We start from the raw sequence: 18,732 nt of genomic DNA, 5'->3' as shown, positions 1-18,732 counted from the left end.
TTTCTCCCGTTAGGGTGCGGTTCGAATCCGCTTTCCACCAATGACTTTGCGATCAATCCGCGTTCATTGAAGCGTCATCGTCATCGTCATCGACGAGTTCCGCGATGTGCTCGACTTCGACAGTCTTTCCGTACCGGTTCTTCACTGCGTGACCCCACACCTGTATGTGCGCGCCGGGGGCGAGGTAACTGGACAGTTCGTCTGCGGCGTGCGGAGCCATCCGCAGGGAAGTGCCGTCGCTCAGCAATGCGCCGCGCAGTTCTCCTTTCGGCCCATAAAGCGAGAGCTTTATTTCTCCACTTAACTCGATGGGGCGCGTGTTTGCGTGCGGCTTCTCGTGCTTTTTGACCTGCCCGTGCGGGCCTTCGTCGACAATCTCGACGCCTGTTGCCGTCGTCAACTGAACAGCAGCGACGATATCGGCGGCGCGCGGCTTGACTCCTCGCACGCGAACCTTGTCGCCCACGCTGATGTGTTTGGCGATCTGCTGGGACAGATGCGGCGGGAAATGCACCTGTCTGCCGTTGCCGAGAATCAGGCCGTCCAGTTCTCCATGGGAATTCAGCAGAAACTGGCTGACGGTACCGCGGGTTTCCTGCAGGCAAGTCGGGTCGATCCAATGCATGGTGTAGCTCCAGTAAAGATTAATTAGTTGCGCGTGTCGCTATACAACTGCGTGACGTTGCCGGGCGCGCCGAAAGCGGTAGCCTGCAATGCTTCGCCGTATTGATTGCGCGTTCCGTAGCCGCTCGCGGCAACCACCACATCCGGTCGCAGCAGATTCGCAAACTGTTGCGCGACGGGCGGCGGCATCCTGATGATGGTGCCGTTGGCGAGCATCACGCCGTCGGGTTCTCCGTGGGGCGCCGTCATGACTCGCGCGACAGCGCCCTTAACGCTGAGTTTCACGAGACCCGCGCCGCGTAGTGCGGGCGGCATTGGCGTTGCGCCAAGGGGCGGCGGCTGATCGACGATCTGCTGCGACGTCCGTTCATTTGTGATCCGCTGCGCTGCGACGTCGCCCGCGCCATTGGACACGCCGGCAATCCGAACCGGATCACCTTGATGAACGACGCCCATCAGTTGCGAACCCATATGCGGCGGGAAGCGGACCAGCGAGCCGTCATGCAGAACGAAGCCATCGACATCGCCCTCAGGATTAATCACAAAGCGGCTTACCGTGCCGTTCGCGACTCGTACCTGTTGCTGATCTGTCGGAAGCACGGGTGCACGACCCGGTGGAGGAGGGGCGTCAGGTGCTGCCGTTGCCGGCGCAGGCATGCCTGCGAGCGGCGGCGATGGAGGCGCGCCCGGGCCTTCGGCGGGCCGCGTTTGAGCAGCGCAAGCAATGGTGACGGCACCGAGCGAGAGTGCTACGGCCCGGGCAAGCTTCGCGATGGAGTGCGTGTGACTTGCGGGCGTGGCATGCCGGCAAAACTGGACGGATTCGTTGACAGCCATGATGTTCTCCGATGAACGACACGGAGACTTTTGCAAAGGCTATGCCATGCAGCGCATCCCTTTAGAAAGGGGCTTCGCACCCGATGCAGCAGGATATCTGTCCATCATCCAGACACCTGGTGTCGGCTTGCTTGACACCTCACTCGATCTTGAGCGCGGCCAGCTTTGCATAGAGCGTTTGGCGGCTGATTCCGAGGCGTCGGGCTGCATCCGCACGGTTATTGCTCGCAAGCGTCAACGCGTGGGAGATCAACGCGCGTTCGAGTGTTTCCACTGCGTCGGGAAGCGTCATCTCGAGCAGGCCGGTACCCACTAGTGGCTCGCCAATGTCCGGCTTGCCATTGAGGAAGCCGAGATCCTCCGCCGTGATCATCGCTCCCGGAGCGAGTGCGCCGGCGCGTTCCACTGCATTTCTCAGTTCACGCACATTGCCGGGCCATGCGTAACCCACGAGCAGATGCTGCGCCGGTAGCGACAAACGCAGTTCGCGTGACCTCGCTTTCGCGACCTCAGCAAGAAAGTGTTCGGCGAGCGGAAGGATATCTGCTAGCCGCTCGCGCAGCGGAGGTAACGCGATAGGAATGATCTTCAGCCGGTAAAGCAGGTCTTCCCTGAATTCCCCCGCCTCGACCATGGTCTGCAAGTTTCTGTGCGTAGCGGCAACCAGCCTGATGTCGACGGGAATCACGCGGTTGGAACCGAGCGGGGTGATGTGCCGTTCCTGGATTACCCGTAACAGTTTGGCCTGCATGGGCAATGGCATGTCGCCGATTTCATCGAGCAGCAAGGTTCCGCCGTCTGCCGCTGCAAAGCAGCCGGGCCGGTCCGCGGTTGCACCCGTGAACGCACCTTTGACATGACCGAACAATTCGCTTTCGAGGAGCTCGGCGGGAATCGCCGCGCAATTCACTGCGACGAACGGCTTGCCGCTGCGCCTCGACGCGTCATGAAGCACGCGCGCCGCGACTTCCTTTCCTGTTCCTGTCTCACCGGTAAACAGGACGGTTGCTTCAGACGATGCCGCGCGTCCGATCTGTTTCTGCACCTCGCGCAACGTGTCGCTTACTCCGAGTAGCCGGGGCCTCGCGCCCGCCGACTCCGCGCTGAACGGATGCGATGCGTTTGCGGCGGAATCACTCGTGCCCGTGGAGGCGATGATGCGCGCGAGTAGTGACTGGATTGCCTGTCTACCGACCGGCTTGGTCAAGTGGTCGAACGCTCCCAGCGTCATTGCCCCAATCGTGTTATCGCTCGATGCGAAACCCGTGAGCATCACCACCGGCAACGCCTGTCCCTTTGCCGTTTTTCGAAGAGCGTCCAATACTGCCAGGCCGTCCATGCCAGGCAGGCGGAAATCCAGGAACATGCAGGTGAATGGCGTACCCGTGCTCTCAAGCATTTCCAGCGCCTGTTCGCCGGAGCGTGCCTCGTCCACGCTATGTCCGAGATCAACCAGCGTTTCGACGAGGCCTTCGCGAAAGCCGTTGTCGTCGTCGACTACGAGTATGTGTGCCATGGGACCTCAATGACGAAACACGCGCCGCTCTCCATATCGGCTACATACGCGCGGCCGCCATGCGCCGTAGCCACCTCTCTCGCCACTGCGAGCCCGAGTCCCGAGCCGTCGGGCCGACCCGTGACGAATGGTTCGAAAATGCGTTCGCGGTCGGCTAACGCAACTCCCGGGCCATTATCGACGACGGCAATTCGCATCAGGCTCGCGTGACCGGTTTCGACGCGATTTGCGTTGACGGTGACGTTACCTTGCCGCGGTGCATGCCGGATTGCATTCAGGATCAGATTATCGACTGCTCTTGCCATCTGTAAGGGATCGAACTTCGCCGGCGCGGCGTCAGTACCCCGCTCCGACGACGCCGGCAGGTCGGCATTGACGCTGAGCGTCACGCCCTTGATCCTTGCCTGCTCCTGATGTGTCGCGGCCGTCGACGTCACCCATTGTGCGGCGTCGACTGTCTTCACCGCGAGCGTGACTGGCTGCGTCAAAGCCAGCAGACTCGTTACCTGGGTTTCTATGCGCTCTACCTGGCCGAGAGCCGACGTCAGCGATTGACGCGGTGTGTCTTTTTCATGTGCCAGAGCGTTTTCCAGCTTCAGCCTGACGGCCCCAAGCGGATTACGAATTTCATGCGCGACCTGTGCGGCCAGTTTGCCGAGAGAGGCAAACCGCTCGGCTTGCGATAACTTCTCGTGCAAGGCGGAGGCCTGGGCTTGCGATTCCCTCAGGCGCGCAGCGAAGACGTTGACAGCATTGACAATTTTGTCGAGGTCGGGCTCGCCTGGAGACGGAAGCTCGGAACACGAGGCCGCCGTCCCGGACGATAAAGACTGCTCGAGCTGCGACAGGTTTTTCCGCCAACGGCGCAAGCCCAGGCCCAGGACAAGAGCGAGAAGCAGAATGGCCGTTAGAACGACGACCAGCGATAGCATGAGCATGTGCCCATATTGCCCGAGAGGAGCTTGTGCCCTGGTCAGGGTCCACGCATAGAGCGCAGGGCCACCGGACACGGGACACGCAGAGGCGACGGTTGCGCCTTCTCCTGCAGGAACGGAATCGGAAACGGTCGCACCTGCCGACGCTGCCCGGTGCAGCGCGCGAAGTATCAGCGGTGTTTCTGCTTGCGGAATATCGCGCTTAACGCCAGTGCCTTCATATGTGGGGAATGAATAGGCAAGAAAGCCGTTCGTCGTGCGGGACGTGTCTTCAGAGGCATGCGATGGTCCCGTGGCATCGTTCTTCCAGAAGCCTCCTTCGATTTTCGGAGCCTGAATGAGGACGGTATCGAGTACCGCATGCATCAGGTCGGCATCGTAAGGACTGTTGGCGGCGAGGCGAGACGGAGAGTAACGTGCCGCCACATGCTCGCAAGCCGCAATGGATTGTTGACTCGCGGCGGAAATCTGCCGGCTCTGGTCCGTCTGGAACAGGAGCCAGATCACGCCGGCGAGCAGTGTGCAGACCACGGCGATCAACGCCCAGAGAAGCACAAGCTGGTTGGCGAAAGAGATTCGTCTCATCGTGCGGTGCTCCGCTGCAGGAAGTTGAATCCAGCCCGCGATTCTAGACCGCGCCTTTTATCCAGCGTTCAAAACGCCGCTGAACCCTCTGCTCCGTTTCTATTACCACCGGAAAACTTGCTGTTATCGCATGCCGGCATCCATTGATTGTCGGTGCGCCAGGGAGTCTGATGGCATCAGGCGTGATGGCTATCAGCCTCGCCACGCTCCTCGCCTCCCGTGACGCCGCGATTCAGCATGCGCATGAAACGTCCAGGAATGTCACCGCGGTTCTAGCAACCAACATTGCTCGAACAATCGAAACGTCTGACAGTTCGCTGCGCACCTTGATCGCCGCGCTCGACAAGCCTGCTATCCAGACCATGGATCGGAGCTTGCGTCACGAATTGCTGTTCGACCGGACCGCTGCCGAGTATGTCACCGGCGACAGTCACGGTCATGCTCAAGGTGATATTGCGCTGAAACATCTTGCGGAATGTATCGATCGGCACGTGCGTCGTCGTGGCGATCTTGCCGCGCGATATGGCGGAGAAGAGTTTGTTGTCGTGCTGCCGAATACCGACGAAGCCGGAGCGTTTCAGATCGGCGAAGCTATACGTCGAGAAGTTGAACACCGGGAGCCGTCAGCGTCGTCGGGGGTGATTCCACCGTTCACGGTCAGCATCGGGTGCGCGACCGGTCGGCGGTCGCATCCGTCGTCACTGGAAGAATTGACGAGTTCCGCCGATCTGGCGCTGTACACGGCCAAAAGACGGGGAAGGAATGTGGTTGTCTGCGCCGGCGATATCGTTGAACCGGCTCAGCCGCAGGTCTGATTGCCGTCCCGACACGCTAGATGCGACGAGCGACGCCCGGGTTCTCGCCTGGCGCACCCCACGCAGTGGGCAGAAGAGCCGATGAATTGCCGCGCGTGGCTTCCATGCCGAGAGCCTCGGCCTTTCTGACAAGATCGGGCAAGTTGCGCGACGCCATCTTCTTCATGACTTGCCCGCGATGGATCTTCACGGTGATCTCGCTGAGATTCAACTCATACGCGATCTGCTTGTTCAACATGCCTGTGACGACCCGTTTCATTACTTCCCGTTCACGGACCGTCAATGACTCGAACGAGGAGATCACGGCGGCTAACGCTCTATCGGAAGCTCGACGCAGGGTATCGCGCTTCAGCGCATCCGCGATTGCGTCGACCATATCCTGCTCGCGAAAAGGCTTCTGAAAGAAGTCGAGCGCACCCGCCTTCATTGCTTTCACGCTCATTTCGATGTCACCAAACGCGGTCATGAAAACGATCGGCATGCGAAGGCCGTATCGCGCGAGTTCCGCCTGAAACGTGAGACCGCTCGCGCCTCGAAGCCGGACATCGAGGATAAGGCAGCTCGGGGCGTCGTGCTTCGGGAAGGCAAGAAAGTCTGCAGGCGAATCGAACGTCTCGACCCGCAGCCTGACAGAGCGAGCGAGGCTCTGCAGCGTGAAGCGAATGGACTCGTCATCGTCGACGACATACACCACCGGCGTCTCGTTTTCCGCCTTCGTACTGTTCAAGGTGGACTGCGATCTGGGCACCATGTCTGCTCCTGCGGGAGTAGGCGACGCACGATCAATGGGCCGTTGAATAACGGACTTGGCGAAGCCCCGTTCCGACGCGCCGGATGTAGGGGCGGCGCCGCTCGAGCCTCGGGCAGTTGCGTCCGGCGAACGTCAAGACCGATTCGATGGGAAGTGGGGGGAGGGGAACGACCATCGAAGCGGCCGCGTGGCCGATCCGGCCTGATGTTTGCGGGCCGGTTTTGCGATTGAAGCGCTGACGTCATTAGGGTTTGCTTCAGCGATGCGGCTAACTCTAGCAGACTTCCATGGGAAAAATCTGTCGAGTTGCAGCCGGGTACGTTGGCGATTGCCGACCAAACAGAATCGTTACAGGTCAATTGTTGCTACACGCCAGAGGGCAACATTCTGGTGCATTCACAACAGCCGTTCCACCGAACGATGGCACGACCGCAAGTCACCTGGTCAACGTAGCCCTTAGTGCGCGACCTTGTATAGAACACTATACGTTGGTATGCGCCAGCCGCCCCCGGCGCGGGTTCCATGCCTATAGTTCCTCCACCACGCCACCGCGTGGCACGACGTTATATTCCGACGCAGGGTGCGACCATGAAGATATTGATGGTGATGACTTCACATGACCAACTCGGCAACACCGGCAGAAAAACGGGTTTCTGGCTGGAGGAGTTTGCAGCGCCTTATTTCACGTTTCTCGACGCGGGCGTCGATGTCACCGTGTGTTCGCCGAAAGGCGGACAGCCGCCCATCGACCCGAAAAGCGACACGCCGGAAGGCAAGACCGAACTCACCGAACGCTTCAAGAGCGACCCCGCCGCACAGCGTGTGCTCGCTAACACCGCGAAGCTCGGCGACATGAAAGCCGACGACTACGACACAGTGTTTTATCCCGGCGGCCACGGACCTTTGTGGGATCTCGCTGAAGATCCGCAGTCGGTGGCGCTAATCGAGCGGTTCTACGACAGCGGTAAGCCCGTCGCTTTCGTCTGTCATTCGCCAGGTGTATTGCGTCATGTCAAGGCGAACGGCGAGCCGCTCGTCAAGGGTAAGCGCGTCTCCGGATTCACCAATTCGGAGGAAGAGGCGGTGCAGCTCACTCATGTCGTGCCTTTCCTCGTGGAAGACGAGTTGAAGCGCCTGGGCGGCCGCTTCGAGAAAGTCGACGACTGGCAGCCGCTGTCGATCATCGATGGACGGCTGATCACTGGACAGAATCCCGTGTCGTCGAAATCGGTGGCGCAGGACCTGTTGAAAGTGCTGCGCGGATAGCCCGCATCATCGAACCGATATTGCCTGCATGGAGAGCGTCATGACCCAGGATAGTCCCAACGCGCAGATCCGAATCGAACGTCCCAGCCCGTCCTACTGGCGTGTCGTCTTCGACAATCCGCCCTTCAACATCTTCGGGCCCGATACCACGCCCCAGCTCAACATGGTCGTCAGCGCGATTGAAGCGGACCCGCACGTGAAAGTGGTCGTGTTCGAGAGCGCGGTGCCCGGCTTCTTTCTCACGCACTACGACTTTGTGCCGCCGCTCGACGCGACTACGAGCATGCCGCCGGGACCAACGGGCATGCCGCCGCTGCCCGATATGCTGGTGCGCATCGGGCGGTCGTCTGTCATCTCGATCGCGAAGATTCGAGGACGTGCGTCAGGCGTCGGCAGCGAACTCGCATTGGCGAGCGACATGCGCTTTGCCAGCAACGAGCACGCCTTGATGTCGCAGTGGGAAATCGGCGTAGCGCTTGTCCCCGGCGGCGGGCCAATGACGCGTCTTTCGCGGCTGATCGGCCGCGGGCGTGCGCTGGAGGTGCTGACGAGCGGCAACGACTTTCCCGGCGCGCTGGCCGAGCGGTACGGGTACGTCAATCGCTCGATGCCGGACAGCGAACTGGATACGTTCGTCGACGACCTCGCCACCCGTATCAGCCTGTTCGACAGGCAATCCCTTTCGGTCATCAAGCAGCACGTCAACGCGCAGACCCTGCCGCCTGACGCGAGCGTCGCGACCGAGTGGGACGCCTTCATCGCGTCGGTCGGTCGCCCGGCCGCGCAGGAGAAGATTGCCCAACTGATGGATCTCGGCTTGCAGAAGGTGACGGACGTGGAAGCGAGGCTCGCGGATTACACGGGCTCGCTCTGGCGCTAGCCGCCGAATCAGACGACTCATTCGAGGGGCATTGCGCTCCTCGCGTGCTAGGCTACTTTTCGCTTCGCAGAGTGAGACGTGCCCCTCGGGCACGTGTCGCCTTCCTCGGAAGAGAGCAGCGAGAAGGAGCATCTCCATGGATCTCACCGGCTTTTCGCTCGAACCGCTGCACGAAGACGGCGAACTGTTGTTGTGCCGTGCACAGCGGCCCGGCTCGCATATCTCGATGCTCGCGCTAGTGGCCACGCAGTCCGCGTCGCAGAGCATCATGCGGCTCGAGCACGAATACGGTCTTGCGCCCTTGCTCGAACCGGAGTGGGCCGCGCAGCCACTCGCGCTCGACCTTGGGCGCGTGCCGCCCGTGCTGGTTCTCGACGACAGCGGCGGCGATCCGCTGATCCGGATTCTCGGCAAGCCACTGGAACTGTCGCGGTGCCTGCGCATCGCCGTAAATCTCGCTCAGGCGATCGGACACGCGCACGAGCGTGGAATCGTCCACAAGGACATCAAGCCCGCCAATGTGCTTGTCGATGCGAACGACAACGTCCGACTGACCGGCTTCGGCATTGCGTCGCTACTCCCACACCAACATCAGCCGCCCGCGCCGCCCGAGGTAATCGCAGGAACGCTGAGGTATATGGCGCCCGAGCAGACCGGCCGCATGAACCGTTCAATCGACGCGCGCAGCGATCTGTATTCCTTCGGCGTGACGCTCTACGAGATGCTGACGGGTTCGTCCCCGTTCGTCGCGTCCGAAGCGATCGAATGGATTCATTGTCATATCGCTCGCAGGCCGGTGCCCGCCGCGCAACGTGTCGAAGGTCTGCCTGCGCCGGTCGGCGACGTAGTCGAGCGCTTGCTCGCCAAAACGGCGGAGCAGCGTTACCAGACTGCCGGTGGTGTCCGGGCCGATTTGCAACGGTGTTTGTCCGCATGGGAAGCGGATGGTGAAATCCCGCCCTTTGCGCTCGGCAAGCACGATGCGTCTGACCGCTTGATGATTCCGGAAAAGCTTTACGGACGCGAATCGGAGATCGATGCGCTGCTGGCGGCCTTCAATCGCGTCGTGACGTTCGGCGACGCGCAGGTGGTGCTTGTCTCGGGCTATGCGGGCATCGGCAAGACGTCGGTGGTGAACGAGTTGCACAAGGCGCTGGTGTCGTCGCGCGGACGCTTCGCCTCAGGCAAGTTCGACCAGTTCAGGCGCGACACGCCCTACGTGCCGCTGGCCCAGGCGTTCCAGTCGCTCGTCCGCGATCTGCTCAACAAGACCGATACAGAACTGGAGCGCTGGCGGCGTGAGTTGACGGAGGCGCTCGTGCCGAATGGCCAACTGATGGTTGGTCTGATTCCCGAACTCGCTCTCATCATCGGGGAGCAGCCCCCGGTTCCGGCGTTGCCGCCACAGGACGCGCGCAACCGCTTTCATATCGTATTTCGCCGCCTGCTCGGCGTGTTCGCGCGGCCCGAGCATCCGCTCGCGTTGTTCATCGACGATATGCAGTGGATCGACGCTGCCACGCTCGATCTGATTGGACACCTCGCGACGCATCCGGACGTGACGCACGTGCTGCTCGTCGGTGCTTATCGCGACAACGAGATCGATCCGGCGCATCGCCTCACGCGAATGATGGAAGATATGAGCGGTGCGGGAACGGGCGCCGGCACGACGCTGCAGCGCATCGATCTCGCGCCGCTTGGAGCCAGCAGCGTCACGGAGATCGTCGCCGATTCGCTGCGCTGTTCTGCCGCGACTGCCGAGCCGCTTGCGCAGCTTGTTCATCAGAAGACCGGCGGCAATCCGTTTTTCGTGATCCAGTTCCTGACGACGCTTGCCGACGAGGGCCTGGTTGCGTTCGATCATCGTGCCGCGATCTGGACGTGGGATCTGCCTCGCATCCGCGCCAAGAGATTGACCGAAAACGTCGTCGAACTAATGGCCGCGAAACTCTCCCGCTTGCCGGACGATACACGCGACGCGCTGAGCCGGCTCGCCATTCTCGGCAACGTCGCGAAGATCGACGCGCTGAAGCTCGTTCACGGGGAGTCTGCGGCATCGATCGATGCGAAGCTCTGGGAGGCCATGAAAGCGGGGCTCGTGCACCGTGTCGACGATGCCTATGTGTTTGCCCACGATCGCGTTCAGGAGGGCGCCTACGCGCTGATTCCTGAGAGCGAACGTGCGGCGACGCACCTGCACATCGGCCGCACGCTTGCCTCCGGACGCGCGGCGGGTGAGCTCGACGAGTTCCTCTTCGACATCGTCAATCATCTCAACCGCGGCGCTTCGCTCATGACCGACGCGGACGAGCGTGAGCGTACGGTCGCGCTGAACTATGCAGCGGGACAGCGAGCCATGCACTCGACCGCGTTCGCGTCAGCACGAACTTATCTGGCACAAGGCGTTGCCCTGCTTGGCGCGGACGCATGGAGCCGTCAGTACGAGCGCACGTTCGAACTCTATCTGGCGTTTTCCGAATGCGAATATCTGGCCGGTGACTTCGCCGACGCCGATACGCTGTTCGACATGATGCTCGGGCGGTCGCGCTCGAACCTGGATCGCGCAAAGGTCTATGGCTTGCGCATGGAGCTATACCAGGTCGCCGGGCGGTATGACGAGAGCTTCGAGGTGGCTCGCCTCGCGCTGCACGATTTCGGCGTGCTGCTGCCGCTGCACGACGACGCCGCCAGTAGCGAGGTCGAAGCCGAGCTGCGGAAGATACCCGTTAATCTTGCCGGGCGCCCCATCGACACGCTCGTGGATGCGCCGGTCGCATCGGACCCGGTCACCTGGACGATCGTAGACCTGCTGGTTGAATCAATGCCTTGCGCGTTTATCGCCCGGCCGGCGTTTTATCCGCTCATAACGCTTCAGGCGGTGAACTTGTCCTTGCGCGCGGGCAACACCGACAAGTCCAGTTTTGCTTACGGCAATTACGCGTTGATGCTGGTGTCGAGTTTCGGAGACATAGAGTCCGCGGTGCAGTTTTCGGAGATGTCGCTCAGCTTGAACGAGAAGTTCGGCAACCGGCGCTTCCAGGGCAAGTTGCTCCATCTGCACGGCAATCACATCAACTTCTGGCGGCGTCACGTCGTAACCGATCTGCCGATACTCGAAAGAGCAAGCGCCGCATGTCTCGACGTGGGGGATCTCGCTTTTGCCGGGTACCTCGCGTTCACCACGGTCTGGCAAATGATCGAGAAGGGAACACCGCTTTCCGACGTGCAGCGCAGTTCCGAGCGGCACGCTTCGTTCGCACGCCAGAGCCGCAATGACGCTGTCTACGAAACCATTCGACTGCAGCAGCGTTTTGTCGCGGCGCTGCAAGGTCAGGCAGGCGGTGAACTCACGGATGCGGCGGCATTCGACGGCGACGCGTCTTTCGCCGTTATCGCGAAGTCGAATTTCGGCTGCGGCATCGCATTTCACCACATCATGAATCTGATGCTCGCCTATCTCGAAGGACGATACGACGATGCGCTTCACGCCGCACACTGCGCGCAATCTGTGATCGGCGCCGCGATGGCGCTGCCAATAGAGGCGACGTTTTACTTCTTCCACGCGCTGACACTTGCGGCGCTCGACGCATCGGCCGGCGACGAACAACGAGTCACCCGTCGTCGCACGATTCACGCGACGTGCGAAAAGTTCGCTGTCTGGACGAGCCACTGTCCGAGCAACTTCAGGCATCGTCATGCGCTGATTTCGGCGGAACTGGCGCGTGTCGAAGGCCGCGATTCCGATGCGATGCATCACTATGAGGAGGCCGTGCGCTCGGCCCGCGAGCATGGCTTCATCCAGAACCAGGCGCTCGCGCATGAACTGGCAGCGCACTTTTACGCGGACCGCGGTCTTGAAACAGTCGCGGATACGTATCTGATGAACGCCCGTTCATGTTACGAGCGCTGGGGCGCCTGGAGCAAGGTCACCCAGTTGACGCGCAGTCATACGCGAGCGCGTCCCGGCACATCGAAATTCGACGGCACCATTGCCATGTCCAACGAACAGCTCGACCTGGCAACCGTCGTCAACGTCTCGAGCGCGATATTCAGCGACATCGACCTGAACGAGTTGATCCATACGTTAATGGCCTTGTCGCTTGAACACGCCGGCGCCGACCGGTGCGTGCTGGTGCTCAAGCGCCGCAACGAATTGCGCGTGGAGGCAGAAGCGACGGCAAGGGCCGATGCCGTCGAGGTGCGTCTGCCCCGACTGCCCGTCGAACAGGCGACGCTACCGGAATCCGTGTTGCGATACGTGATGCGCACGGGCGACAGTCTGTTACTCGACGATGCATCGTCCACCAGTCCTTACTCGTCCGATGAGTACGTGATGCGTCACGATTGCCGCTCGATCCTGTGTCTGCCGCTCATCAAGCGCAGCCGGATGATTGGCGTGCTCTACCTGGAAAACAACCTGGCTTCGAATGTATTCACGCCGCCGCGCACGGTCGTGTTGCGAATGCTCGCGTCTCAGGCTGCAATGTCGCTCGAAACCGCGCGGCTTTATGCCGACCTGCAACACGCCGAAGCGCTGCTCGCCGACGCGCAGCGGCTCAGCAACACCGGCAGCTTCGACTGGCATGTGTCGAGTGGCGAGCTGTTCTGGTCGAAGCAAAGCTTTCGCATCTTCGACTACGATCTCGCCACGCTTCCAACACTAGACCTGATGCTGGCGCGGGTGCATCCCGACGACGCGACGTTCGTGCGTCTCATGTTCGATCGGGCAACGCATGACCGGCAGCCGTTCGATGTCGAGCACCGGCTGCTGATGCCGGACGGCTCCGTGCGGCATTTGCAATTGCTCGCGCACGTGATCGCCGACGCCGACGCGGGCATTCGGGTGCTCGGAGCACTCAAGGACATCACGACGCGCAAGCAGGCCCATGCCGCGTTGCTGCGCAGCGAGCACCGTTATCGCAGTCTGTTTTTCGACATGCCCGTCGGCTTATGGCAGATCGACGCGCAACCGCTGATCGCGTTGCTGTCGTCGCTGCGCGGGCAGGGCGTGGAAGATCTATCGGAGTACATAGACAACCATCCCGGATGGCTGGATCGCGCGATGGAGTTGCTCATCGTCGAAGAGGTCAATCATCACGCGGCCAAAATGTTCGGCGCGCACGACCGGAGCATGCTGCTCGGACCGTCGCCGTGGGTATGGAGGGAAAGCCCCGACACCTTCAGGCGCGCGCTGGAAAGCCGTTACGGCGGCGCACCGCTCTTTCAGGAGACGACCAGGCTTCCCACGCTCGACGGGCGCGTCATCGACGTGCTGTTGACGGTCGCGCGTCCTGGCGCGGCCGAAGATCTCGGCATTGCGCTGATCAGTCTTGTCGATCTGACGGAGCGCGTCCGTGCGCAGGAAATGCTGCAGCGGCTTCAGGCCGACTTCGCGCACGCCGCGCGCATTTCGACCCTCGGAGAGTTGAGCGCGTCCATCGCGCACGAGTTGAAGCAGCCGCTTGCGGCGATTGCGATGAACAGCTCGATCGGCACGCGCTGGCTCGATCGCGAGACGCCCGATGTAGCAGAGGCGCGGCTCATGAATCAGCGCATCAAAGTCGATGCGCAGCGCGCGGTCGATATCGTCGATCGCATTCGCACCATGGCAGTACGCCAGGGCTCGAAGCGCTCGATCGCGCTGCTCGATGAGTTGATAGATGAAGCGTTGGTGTTCCTGCGTCACGATGTGAACGCGCTCGGCGTCACGATCATGCGTAAGCGCGCGCAACCGGCGCCCGCCGTGCTTGCGGATCGCGTGCAGTTGCAACAGGTGATCGTGAATCTCGTCGTCAATGCGATGCAAGCTATGAAAACGACGGCACGCCCGCACGGCGACATAACGATTCGCACCAATCTGCCCGATGCCACGAGTGTCACCTGTTTCGTGGAAGACAGCGGCCCAGGGCTCGACGAGTCCAACATGCAGCGCGTATTCGAGAGCTTCTTCACCACCAAGGTAAGTGGCATGGGCATGGGTCTTCCAATCTGCCGCTCGATCATCGAAATGCACGGTGGCGAAATTAGCGCCGACAACGCGTCGGTGCATGGCGGTGCGCGCTTTTTCTTCACGCTGCCGCTAGCTTCCGAGGCGGCTTGAGTCGATGTCGAATCACCGAGTCAATCGTTGTGCCCGTAGTCGCGTTCTCTTTGGTTTATGAAAGGCATACCGGCGGCATGGTTTCACATACCCGATGACGATTGAAACGACGCATGCAGTGTCCTGTAATTGAGACTGGTATCCGATGTACCCGTGCATCGTGCGTGAACTTATCACCGAAAGGAGTCAGGCATGCAAACCAGAGCAATCATCCTCACCGTGGCGGCGGCAACGGCATTCACTGCGACTTCCCTTATCGGCGTTGGCACCGCGTGGGCTGCCGACTCATCGGCTGCCAGTACCGGCGGCACCAGCAAGAAGCAGATGCGAGCCGAGAATCGCGCGCTAAGCCACACAGTGCGTCAGTCGCTGACGAAGGTGAAGGGGCTGAACTCTTCGCACATCAACGTGCTGGCGCACGGCAGCACGGTCACGCTGACGGGCACCGCACCGGATCAGTCGCAGATCGACTCCGCACAAGCGGCTGCTTCGAAGGTTACAGGTGTCAGCCACGTGAACAATGAGCTCACTGTATCCGAGCCCGGGAATTGAAGGCCGCATGCGCTCGAGTAGCAATGCGTTCGAAGGAGTTGGCATGTCAGACGATCTTCTTCCGGAAGTCTCTTCGCGCCGTAGGTTCATCAGTGCGGCGGCAGCCGTCGTCGCTGCAGTTTCAGCGCCACGGTTGTCGTTTGCCGATACGTCGATCACGAGCACTTCGCAGCCGGGCGGCGGCGACAAGACTGCGCTGCGTCCGCTTCGCGTTCACGCGTCGGACGCGCAGCTTGCCGACTTGCGACGGCGCATCAAGGCGACGAAGTGGCCCACGCGCGAAACTGTCTCCGACGCCACTCAAGGCGTGCAGCTCGTGACGATGCAGCGCCTCGCGCGCTACTGGACTACTGACTACGACTGGCGAAAGGTCGAAGCAAAACTCAACGCCCAGCCGCAGTTCATCACCGAAATCGACGGACTCGACATTCATTTCGTCCACGTGCGGTCCAGGCACGCGAACGCGATGCCGATGATCGTCACGCATGGTTGGCCGGGTTCCATCATCGAGCAAATGAAGATCATCGATCCGCTAACGAACCCGACCGCTTATGGTGGCACGGCCTCAGACGCGTTCCATGTCGTGATTCCGTCGTTGCCGGGGTATGGTTTTTCGGGCAAACCGACGACGACCGGCTGGGATCCTGGGCGTATAGCGCGTGCATGGGTCGTGCTCATGCAGCGGCTCGGCTACACACGTTATGTCGCGCAGGGCGGCGACTGGGGCAATGCCGTGACCGAGCAGATGGCGCTGCTGACGCCGCCCGGTTTGCTTGCGATCCATACGAATATGCCGGCCACTGTTCCGGACGACATCGCCGATGCGTTGAAATACGGCAAGCCTGCGCCGGCCAATCTGTCAGACGACGAAAAGCATGCCTTCGACCAGCTCGATTTCTTCTACAAGCATGGGCTGGGGTATGCGCTCGAAATGGCGAACCGTCCGCAAACGCTCTACGGTATCGAAGACTCGCCAATCGGTTCTGCTGCATGGATGCTGGATCACGACGCGAGCAGCCAGGCGATGATCGCGCGCGTTTTCGACGGACAGCCGGAAGGGCTGACACGCGACGACGTTCTGGACAACGTCACGCTTTACTGGCTGACGGGCACGGCGATCTCGTCGGCGCGGCTGTACTGGGAGAACAAGTTGAATTTTTTCGCGCCGAAACATGTACCGATTCCGGTCGCCGTGAGCGTCTTTCCCGACGAGATTTACGCCGCGCCGCGCAGTTGGACGGAACAGGCTTACCCAAAGCTGATGCATTACAACCGCCTTCCCAAGGGCGGCCACTTCGCGGCTTGGGAACAGCCGCAGATATTCACGCAGGAAATTCGCGCAAGCTTTTCGTCGTTGCGCTGATCTGGCGCCTGCCGATTCATGAATGACCGCAACGCGCGGCCACGCCTCGCCGACGACTACACACCGAGGATCTTGCCGACCGTTTCATTAAATTCGTCGGTAGCGTTCTGGATCGCCTCGTCGGCCTCGTCGTCCAGGTTGTCCGCGTTCTCATCGAGCACCTCCTGCAGCGTCAGATACGCTGAAATGATGCCGTCCAGCTGGTGGCTTTCGACGCGGGCATAGACGGCCTCGCCCACCGCTTCCATGAAGTCGCCCCGGCTTCCGCCCACCAGGCCGTCAGCGTTATTTTCCAGGTCGTCCTTGAATTGTTCGACGTTTGCCATGTTTTCCTCCGGAAGGTCATGTCAGATCAGCGGTTTGATTTTGTTGCGGTGGTTGCGCCGCGTAATGCGTGCGTCAACAGTACGGCCATATCATGCAACCGGCAACAGGATCTGCGGCTACGTCGCCATGCCCAGCGTTCGCACGAGATCGGCCAGCCGATAAGGTTTATGAATAAACGCGAAGTCGTCGAGATTGCCGTGCTGTGCCTTGAGGGCGGGCAGAGGATACCCCGATGCAAGCACGATCCTGATCTCGGGATGGCGATCGCGCGTTGAACGCGCGAGCTGGATGCCATCGATTCCCTTGGGCATCACGACATCGGTGAACAAAACGCGGATATCGTCGCGACGACCCAACGCGTTCATCGCTTCAGCGCCGTTGCTCGCGGTCAGTACTTCGTATCCGAGGCTGCGGAAGAGCGCCGCCGTCGCATCCAGTAAATCGGGCTCGTCCTCCACGACCAGCACCGTATCGAGCGTCGGGCCGGCTAGAGAGTCCGCGTCGCCCGATGCGCTTTTCGCTATCGGCAGATACATGCTGACGACCGTGCCCATGTCCGGTTCGCTGCGAATGAGCACGTCGCCGCCAGACTGCGAGATAAAGCCGTACACCTGGCTTAGACCGAGACCGGTGCCCTTGCCGACCTCCTTGGTGGTAAAGAACGGTTCGAACGCGCGCTCCGCAACCTCTGGCGGCATCCCCGAGCCGGTGTCTGCCACGGAGACCTTGACATACGGGCCCTCGACGAGCGTGCCAACCGTGCCTTCGCGGACTTCGACGTTTTTAACGGTAATCGCGATCTTTCCGCCTGCGGGCATTGCGTCGCGCGCATTGACGATCAGATTCAGCAGCGCGGCCTCGAAGCGGGCTACGTCGAGCAGCACGGGCCGCGGCTGCGGCTCTGGCCTGATCTCCAGTTCGATCGTGCTGTTTCCCGCGCGGCGAAGAACCGCTTCAAAACCGCGGATCACCGCGTTCAGATTGCATCTTTCGACCTTGAGCGGCTGCTGGCGCGCAAACGAGAGCAACTGCTGTGTCAGCGTCGCGCCCCGGGCCACTGCGCGTTGCATGGTTTCCAGCATCTTGAGATCGGCGTGGTCCTGTACGCGCAGCGACAGCACATCGAGTCCGTTCGACATGACTGCGAGCAGGTTGTTGAAGTCGTGCGCGACGCCGCCGGTCAACTGGCCCAGCGATTCCATCTTCTGTGACTGGAAAAGTGCGGCGTTGGCGCGCTCGAGAGCCTCCGCCGCCTGTTTGCGTTCCGTGACGTCGCGCGTCACTTTCGCAAAACCCACGAGCTCGCCCGCGCCGTTGCGGATTGCATCCACCACCACGTGAGCCCAGAACCGCGAGCCGTCCTTGCGGACCCGCCATCCTTCGCGCTCCGCTCGGCCCTCCGCGGCGGCGGTCGACAGTGTCAGCGCAGGCAGGCCGCTCGCGCGATCCTCCTCTGTATAGAAGCACGAGAAGTGTTTGCCGAGAATTTCCTCGCGCGTGTAACCCTTGATCCGTTCCGCGCCGACATTCCAGTTAGTCACCTCGCCGGCTGGCGAAAGCATGTAGATCGCGTAGTCCGTGACGCCCTGAACCAGCAGCCGGAACTGCTCCTCGCTTTCACGCAACGCTTCCTGGGCCATCTTCCGGTCCGTGATGTCGCGTGTGATTTTGGCGAAGCCGATGAGCTTGCCGGAATCGTCACGCAGCGGATCGATTACCACGCTCGCCCAGAACTGGCTGCCGTCCTTTCGGACCCGCCAGCCTTCGTCCTCGAACTTACCTTCGTCGCGCGCAGTTCGCAGCGCGAACTCCGGGCGGCCGCCAGCCCGGTCACTCTCTGTGTAAAAAACGGAAAAGTGCTGACCCAGAATTTCCCTGGGAGCATAGCCTTTGAAGCGTTGGGCGCCTGCATTCCACGTTTTGATAAAACCTTCTGCGTCCAGCATGAAAATCGCGTAATCCCTAACGCCTGCGACGAGAAGTTGGAAAGATTCCTCTCCCGAAACGTCCCGGGGGGACGGTGCGAACTTAGTCATTTTGTGTTTTTACCGGGCAGCGCCCTGTCAGCGGTTTGTCACGCGGGGCTCTTGAAGCCTGTGCCATATTAGCCGTCGCAAGAGTTGCGCCAGCGCTCCGGGATGTTAGGCAGTCGAGCGCGTGGTCCGCATGGGGCTCAGCCGG

12 protein-coding genes and 1 pseudogene are annotated in these 18,732 nt (G+C 61.2%); 6 read left to right on the top strand and 7 right to left on the bottom strand.

Annotated elements, in window-relative coordinates; all coding sequences use genetic code 11:
* Positions 1-52: 52 nt before the first annotated feature.
* The 4 genes from BCA01S_RS21700 to BCA01S_RS21685 all read right to left on the bottom strand — a co-directional run bounded on the left by BCA01S_RS21700 (position 53) and on the right by BCA01S_RS21685 (position 4,497).
* Positions 53-625 carry a hypothetical protein gene (locus BCA01S_RS21700; protein ID WP_027778725.1) on the bottom strand — a complete coding sequence of 191 codons (573 nt, stop codon included), beginning with the start codon at positions 623-625 and terminating at the stop codon, positions 53-55.
* 23 nt (positions 626-648) lie between these two features.
* Positions 649-1,461, bottom strand: coding sequence for a hypothetical protein (locus BCA01S_RS21695; RefSeq protein WP_244146016.1), 813 nt, complete (start codon positions 1,459-1,461; stop codon positions 649-651).
* 139 nt (positions 1,462-1,600) lie between these two features.
* Positions 1,601-2,977, bottom strand: coding sequence for a sigma-54-dependent transcriptional regulator (locus BCA01S_RS21690; protein WP_027778723.1), 1,377 nt, complete (start codon positions 2,975-2,977; stop codon positions 1,601-1,603).
* Positions 2,959-4,497 (bottom strand): sensor histidine kinase, encoded by a 1,539-nt coding sequence (locus BCA01S_RS21685; RefSeq protein WP_027778722.1) that lies wholly within the window; start codon positions 4,495-4,497, stop codon positions 2,959-2,961. Before BCA01S_RS21685 ends, BCA01S_RS21690 begins: the two co-directional genes overlap by 19 nt.
* Positions 4,498-4,922: 425 nt before the next feature.
* Here BCA01S_RS21685 and BCA01S_RS39645 point away from each other — a divergent pair.
* A pseudogene (locus tag BCA01S_RS39645) lies at positions 4,923-5,312 on the top strand (GGDEF domain-containing protein); the annotation flags it as partial.
* Between the two features lie 16 nt (positions 5,313-5,328).
* On the opposite strand, the gene BCA01S_RS21675 reads toward BCA01S_RS39645, so the two are convergent.
* Complete coding sequence (locus tag BCA01S_RS21675; RefSeq protein ID WP_027778720.1) at positions 5,329-6,063, bottom strand: response regulator transcription factor; 735 nt, start codon at positions 6,061-6,063, stop codon at positions 5,329-5,331.
* A gap of 588 nt (positions 6,064-6,651) precedes the next feature.
* Between BCA01S_RS21675 and BCA01S_RS21670 the strand changes: the two genes are divergently transcribed.
* The 5 genes from BCA01S_RS21670 to BCA01S_RS21650 all read left to right on the top strand — a co-directional run bounded on the left by BCA01S_RS21670 (position 6,652) and on the right by BCA01S_RS21650 (position 16,224).
* A complete protein-coding gene (locus tag BCA01S_RS21670; RefSeq protein ID WP_027778719.1) occupies positions 6,652-7,329 on the top strand; it encodes a type 1 glutamine amidotransferase domain-containing protein in 678 nt (225 codons plus the stop codon).
* 40 nt (positions 7,330-7,369) lie between these two features.
* On the top strand, positions 7,370-8,209 hold the full coding sequence (locus tag BCA01S_RS21665; RefSeq protein ID WP_027778718.1) for an enoyl-CoA hydratase/isomerase family protein: 840 nt from the start codon (positions 7,370-7,372) through the stop codon (positions 8,207-8,209).
* Between the two features lie 136 nt (positions 8,210-8,345).
* Positions 8,346-14,309: an AAA family ATPase gene (locus tag BCA01S_RS21660; RefSeq protein ID WP_027778717.1), complete on the top strand. Its 5,964-nt coding sequence runs from the start codon at positions 8,346-8,348 to the stop codon at positions 14,307-14,309.
* Between the two features lie 192 nt (positions 14,310-14,501).
* The gene (locus tag BCA01S_RS21655; RefSeq protein ID WP_027778716.1) at positions 14,502-14,861 is read left to right on the top strand and encodes a BON domain-containing protein; all 360 of its coding nucleotides are present in this window, start codon (positions 14,502-14,504) and stop codon (positions 14,859-14,861) included.
* Between the two features lie 43 nt (positions 14,862-14,904).
* Positions 14,905-16,224 (top strand): epoxide hydrolase family protein, encoded by a 1,320-nt coding sequence (locus tag BCA01S_RS21650; RefSeq protein ID WP_027778715.1) that lies wholly within the window; start codon positions 14,905-14,907, stop codon positions 16,222-16,224.
* A 56-nt stretch (positions 16,225-16,280) separates the two neighbouring features.
* Here the strand turns inward: BCA01S_RS21650 and BCA01S_RS35100 are convergent, their stop codons facing one another.
* Together BCA01S_RS35100 and BCA01S_RS21640 are read right to left on the bottom strand one after the other, a co-directional pair.
* Positions 16,281-16,550 (bottom strand): hypothetical protein, encoded by a 270-nt coding sequence (locus BCA01S_RS35100; protein WP_027778714.1) that lies wholly within the window; start codon positions 16,548-16,550, stop codon positions 16,281-16,283.
* A gap of 117 nt (positions 16,551-16,667) precedes the next feature.
* Complete coding sequence (locus tag BCA01S_RS21640; protein WP_084166902.1) at positions 16,668-18,497, bottom strand: hybrid sensor histidine kinase/response regulator; 1,830 nt, start codon at positions 18,495-18,497, stop codon at positions 16,668-16,670.
* Positions 18,498-18,732: the final 235 nt, after the last annotated feature.

It is taken from the genome of Paraburkholderia caledonica NBRC 102488 (genome assembly GCF_000685095.1).
Classification (GTDB): domain Bacteria; phylum Pseudomonadota; class Gammaproteobacteria; order Burkholderiales; family Burkholderiaceae; genus Paraburkholderia; species Paraburkholderia caledonica.
Note: the sequence above shows the minus strand (reverse complement) of the source record. Positions and strands in the feature narration are given on the sequence as shown.

Bases quoted from the DNA above. Each gene is read 5' to 3' on its own strand.
- BCA01S_RS21665 (WP_027778718.1), top strand. From the start codon at position 7,370: ATGACCCAGGATAGTCCCAACGCGCAGATCCGAATCGAACGTCCCAGC.
- BCA01S_RS21655 (WP_027778716.1), top strand. From the start codon at position 14,502: ATGCAAACCAGAGCAATCATCCTCACCGTGGCGGCGGCAACGGCATTC.
- BCA01S_RS21640 (WP_084166902.1), bottom strand. From the start codon at position 18,497: ATGCTGGACGCAGAAGGTTTTATCAAAACGTGGAATGCAGGCGCCCAA.
- BCA01S_RS21695 (WP_244146016.1), bottom strand. From the start codon at position 1,461: ATGGCTGTCAACGAATCCGTCCAGTTTTGCCGGCATGCCACGCCCGCA.
- BCA01S_RS21685 (WP_027778722.1), bottom strand. From the start codon at position 4,497: ATGAGACGAATCTCTTTCGCCAACCAGCTTGTGCTTCTCTGGGCGTTG.
- BCA01S_RS35100 (WP_027778714.1), bottom strand. From the start codon at position 16,550: ATGGCAAACGTCGAACAATTCAAGGACGACCTGGAAAATAACGCTGAC.
- BCA01S_RS21670 (WP_027778719.1), top strand. From the start codon at position 6,652: ATGAAGATATTGATGGTGATGACTTCACATGACCAACTCGGCAACACC.
- BCA01S_RS21700 (WP_027778725.1), bottom strand. From the start codon at position 625: ATGCATTGGATCGACCCGACTTGCCTGCAGGAAACCCGCGGTACCGTC.
- BCA01S_RS21675 (WP_027778720.1), bottom strand. From the start codon at position 6,063: ATGGTGCCCAGATCGCAGTCCACCTTGAACAGTACGAAGGCGGAAAAC.
- BCA01S_RS21650 (WP_027778715.1), top strand. From the start codon at position 14,905: ATGTCAGACGATCTTCTTCCGGAAGTCTCTTCGCGCCGTAGGTTCATC.
- BCA01S_RS21660 (WP_027778717.1), top strand. From the start codon at position 8,346: ATGGATCTCACCGGCTTTTCGCTCGAACCGCTGCACGAAGACGGCGAA.
- BCA01S_RS21690 (WP_027778723.1), bottom strand. From the start codon at position 2,977: ATGGCACACATACTCGTAGTCGACGACGACAACGGCTTTCGCGAAGGC.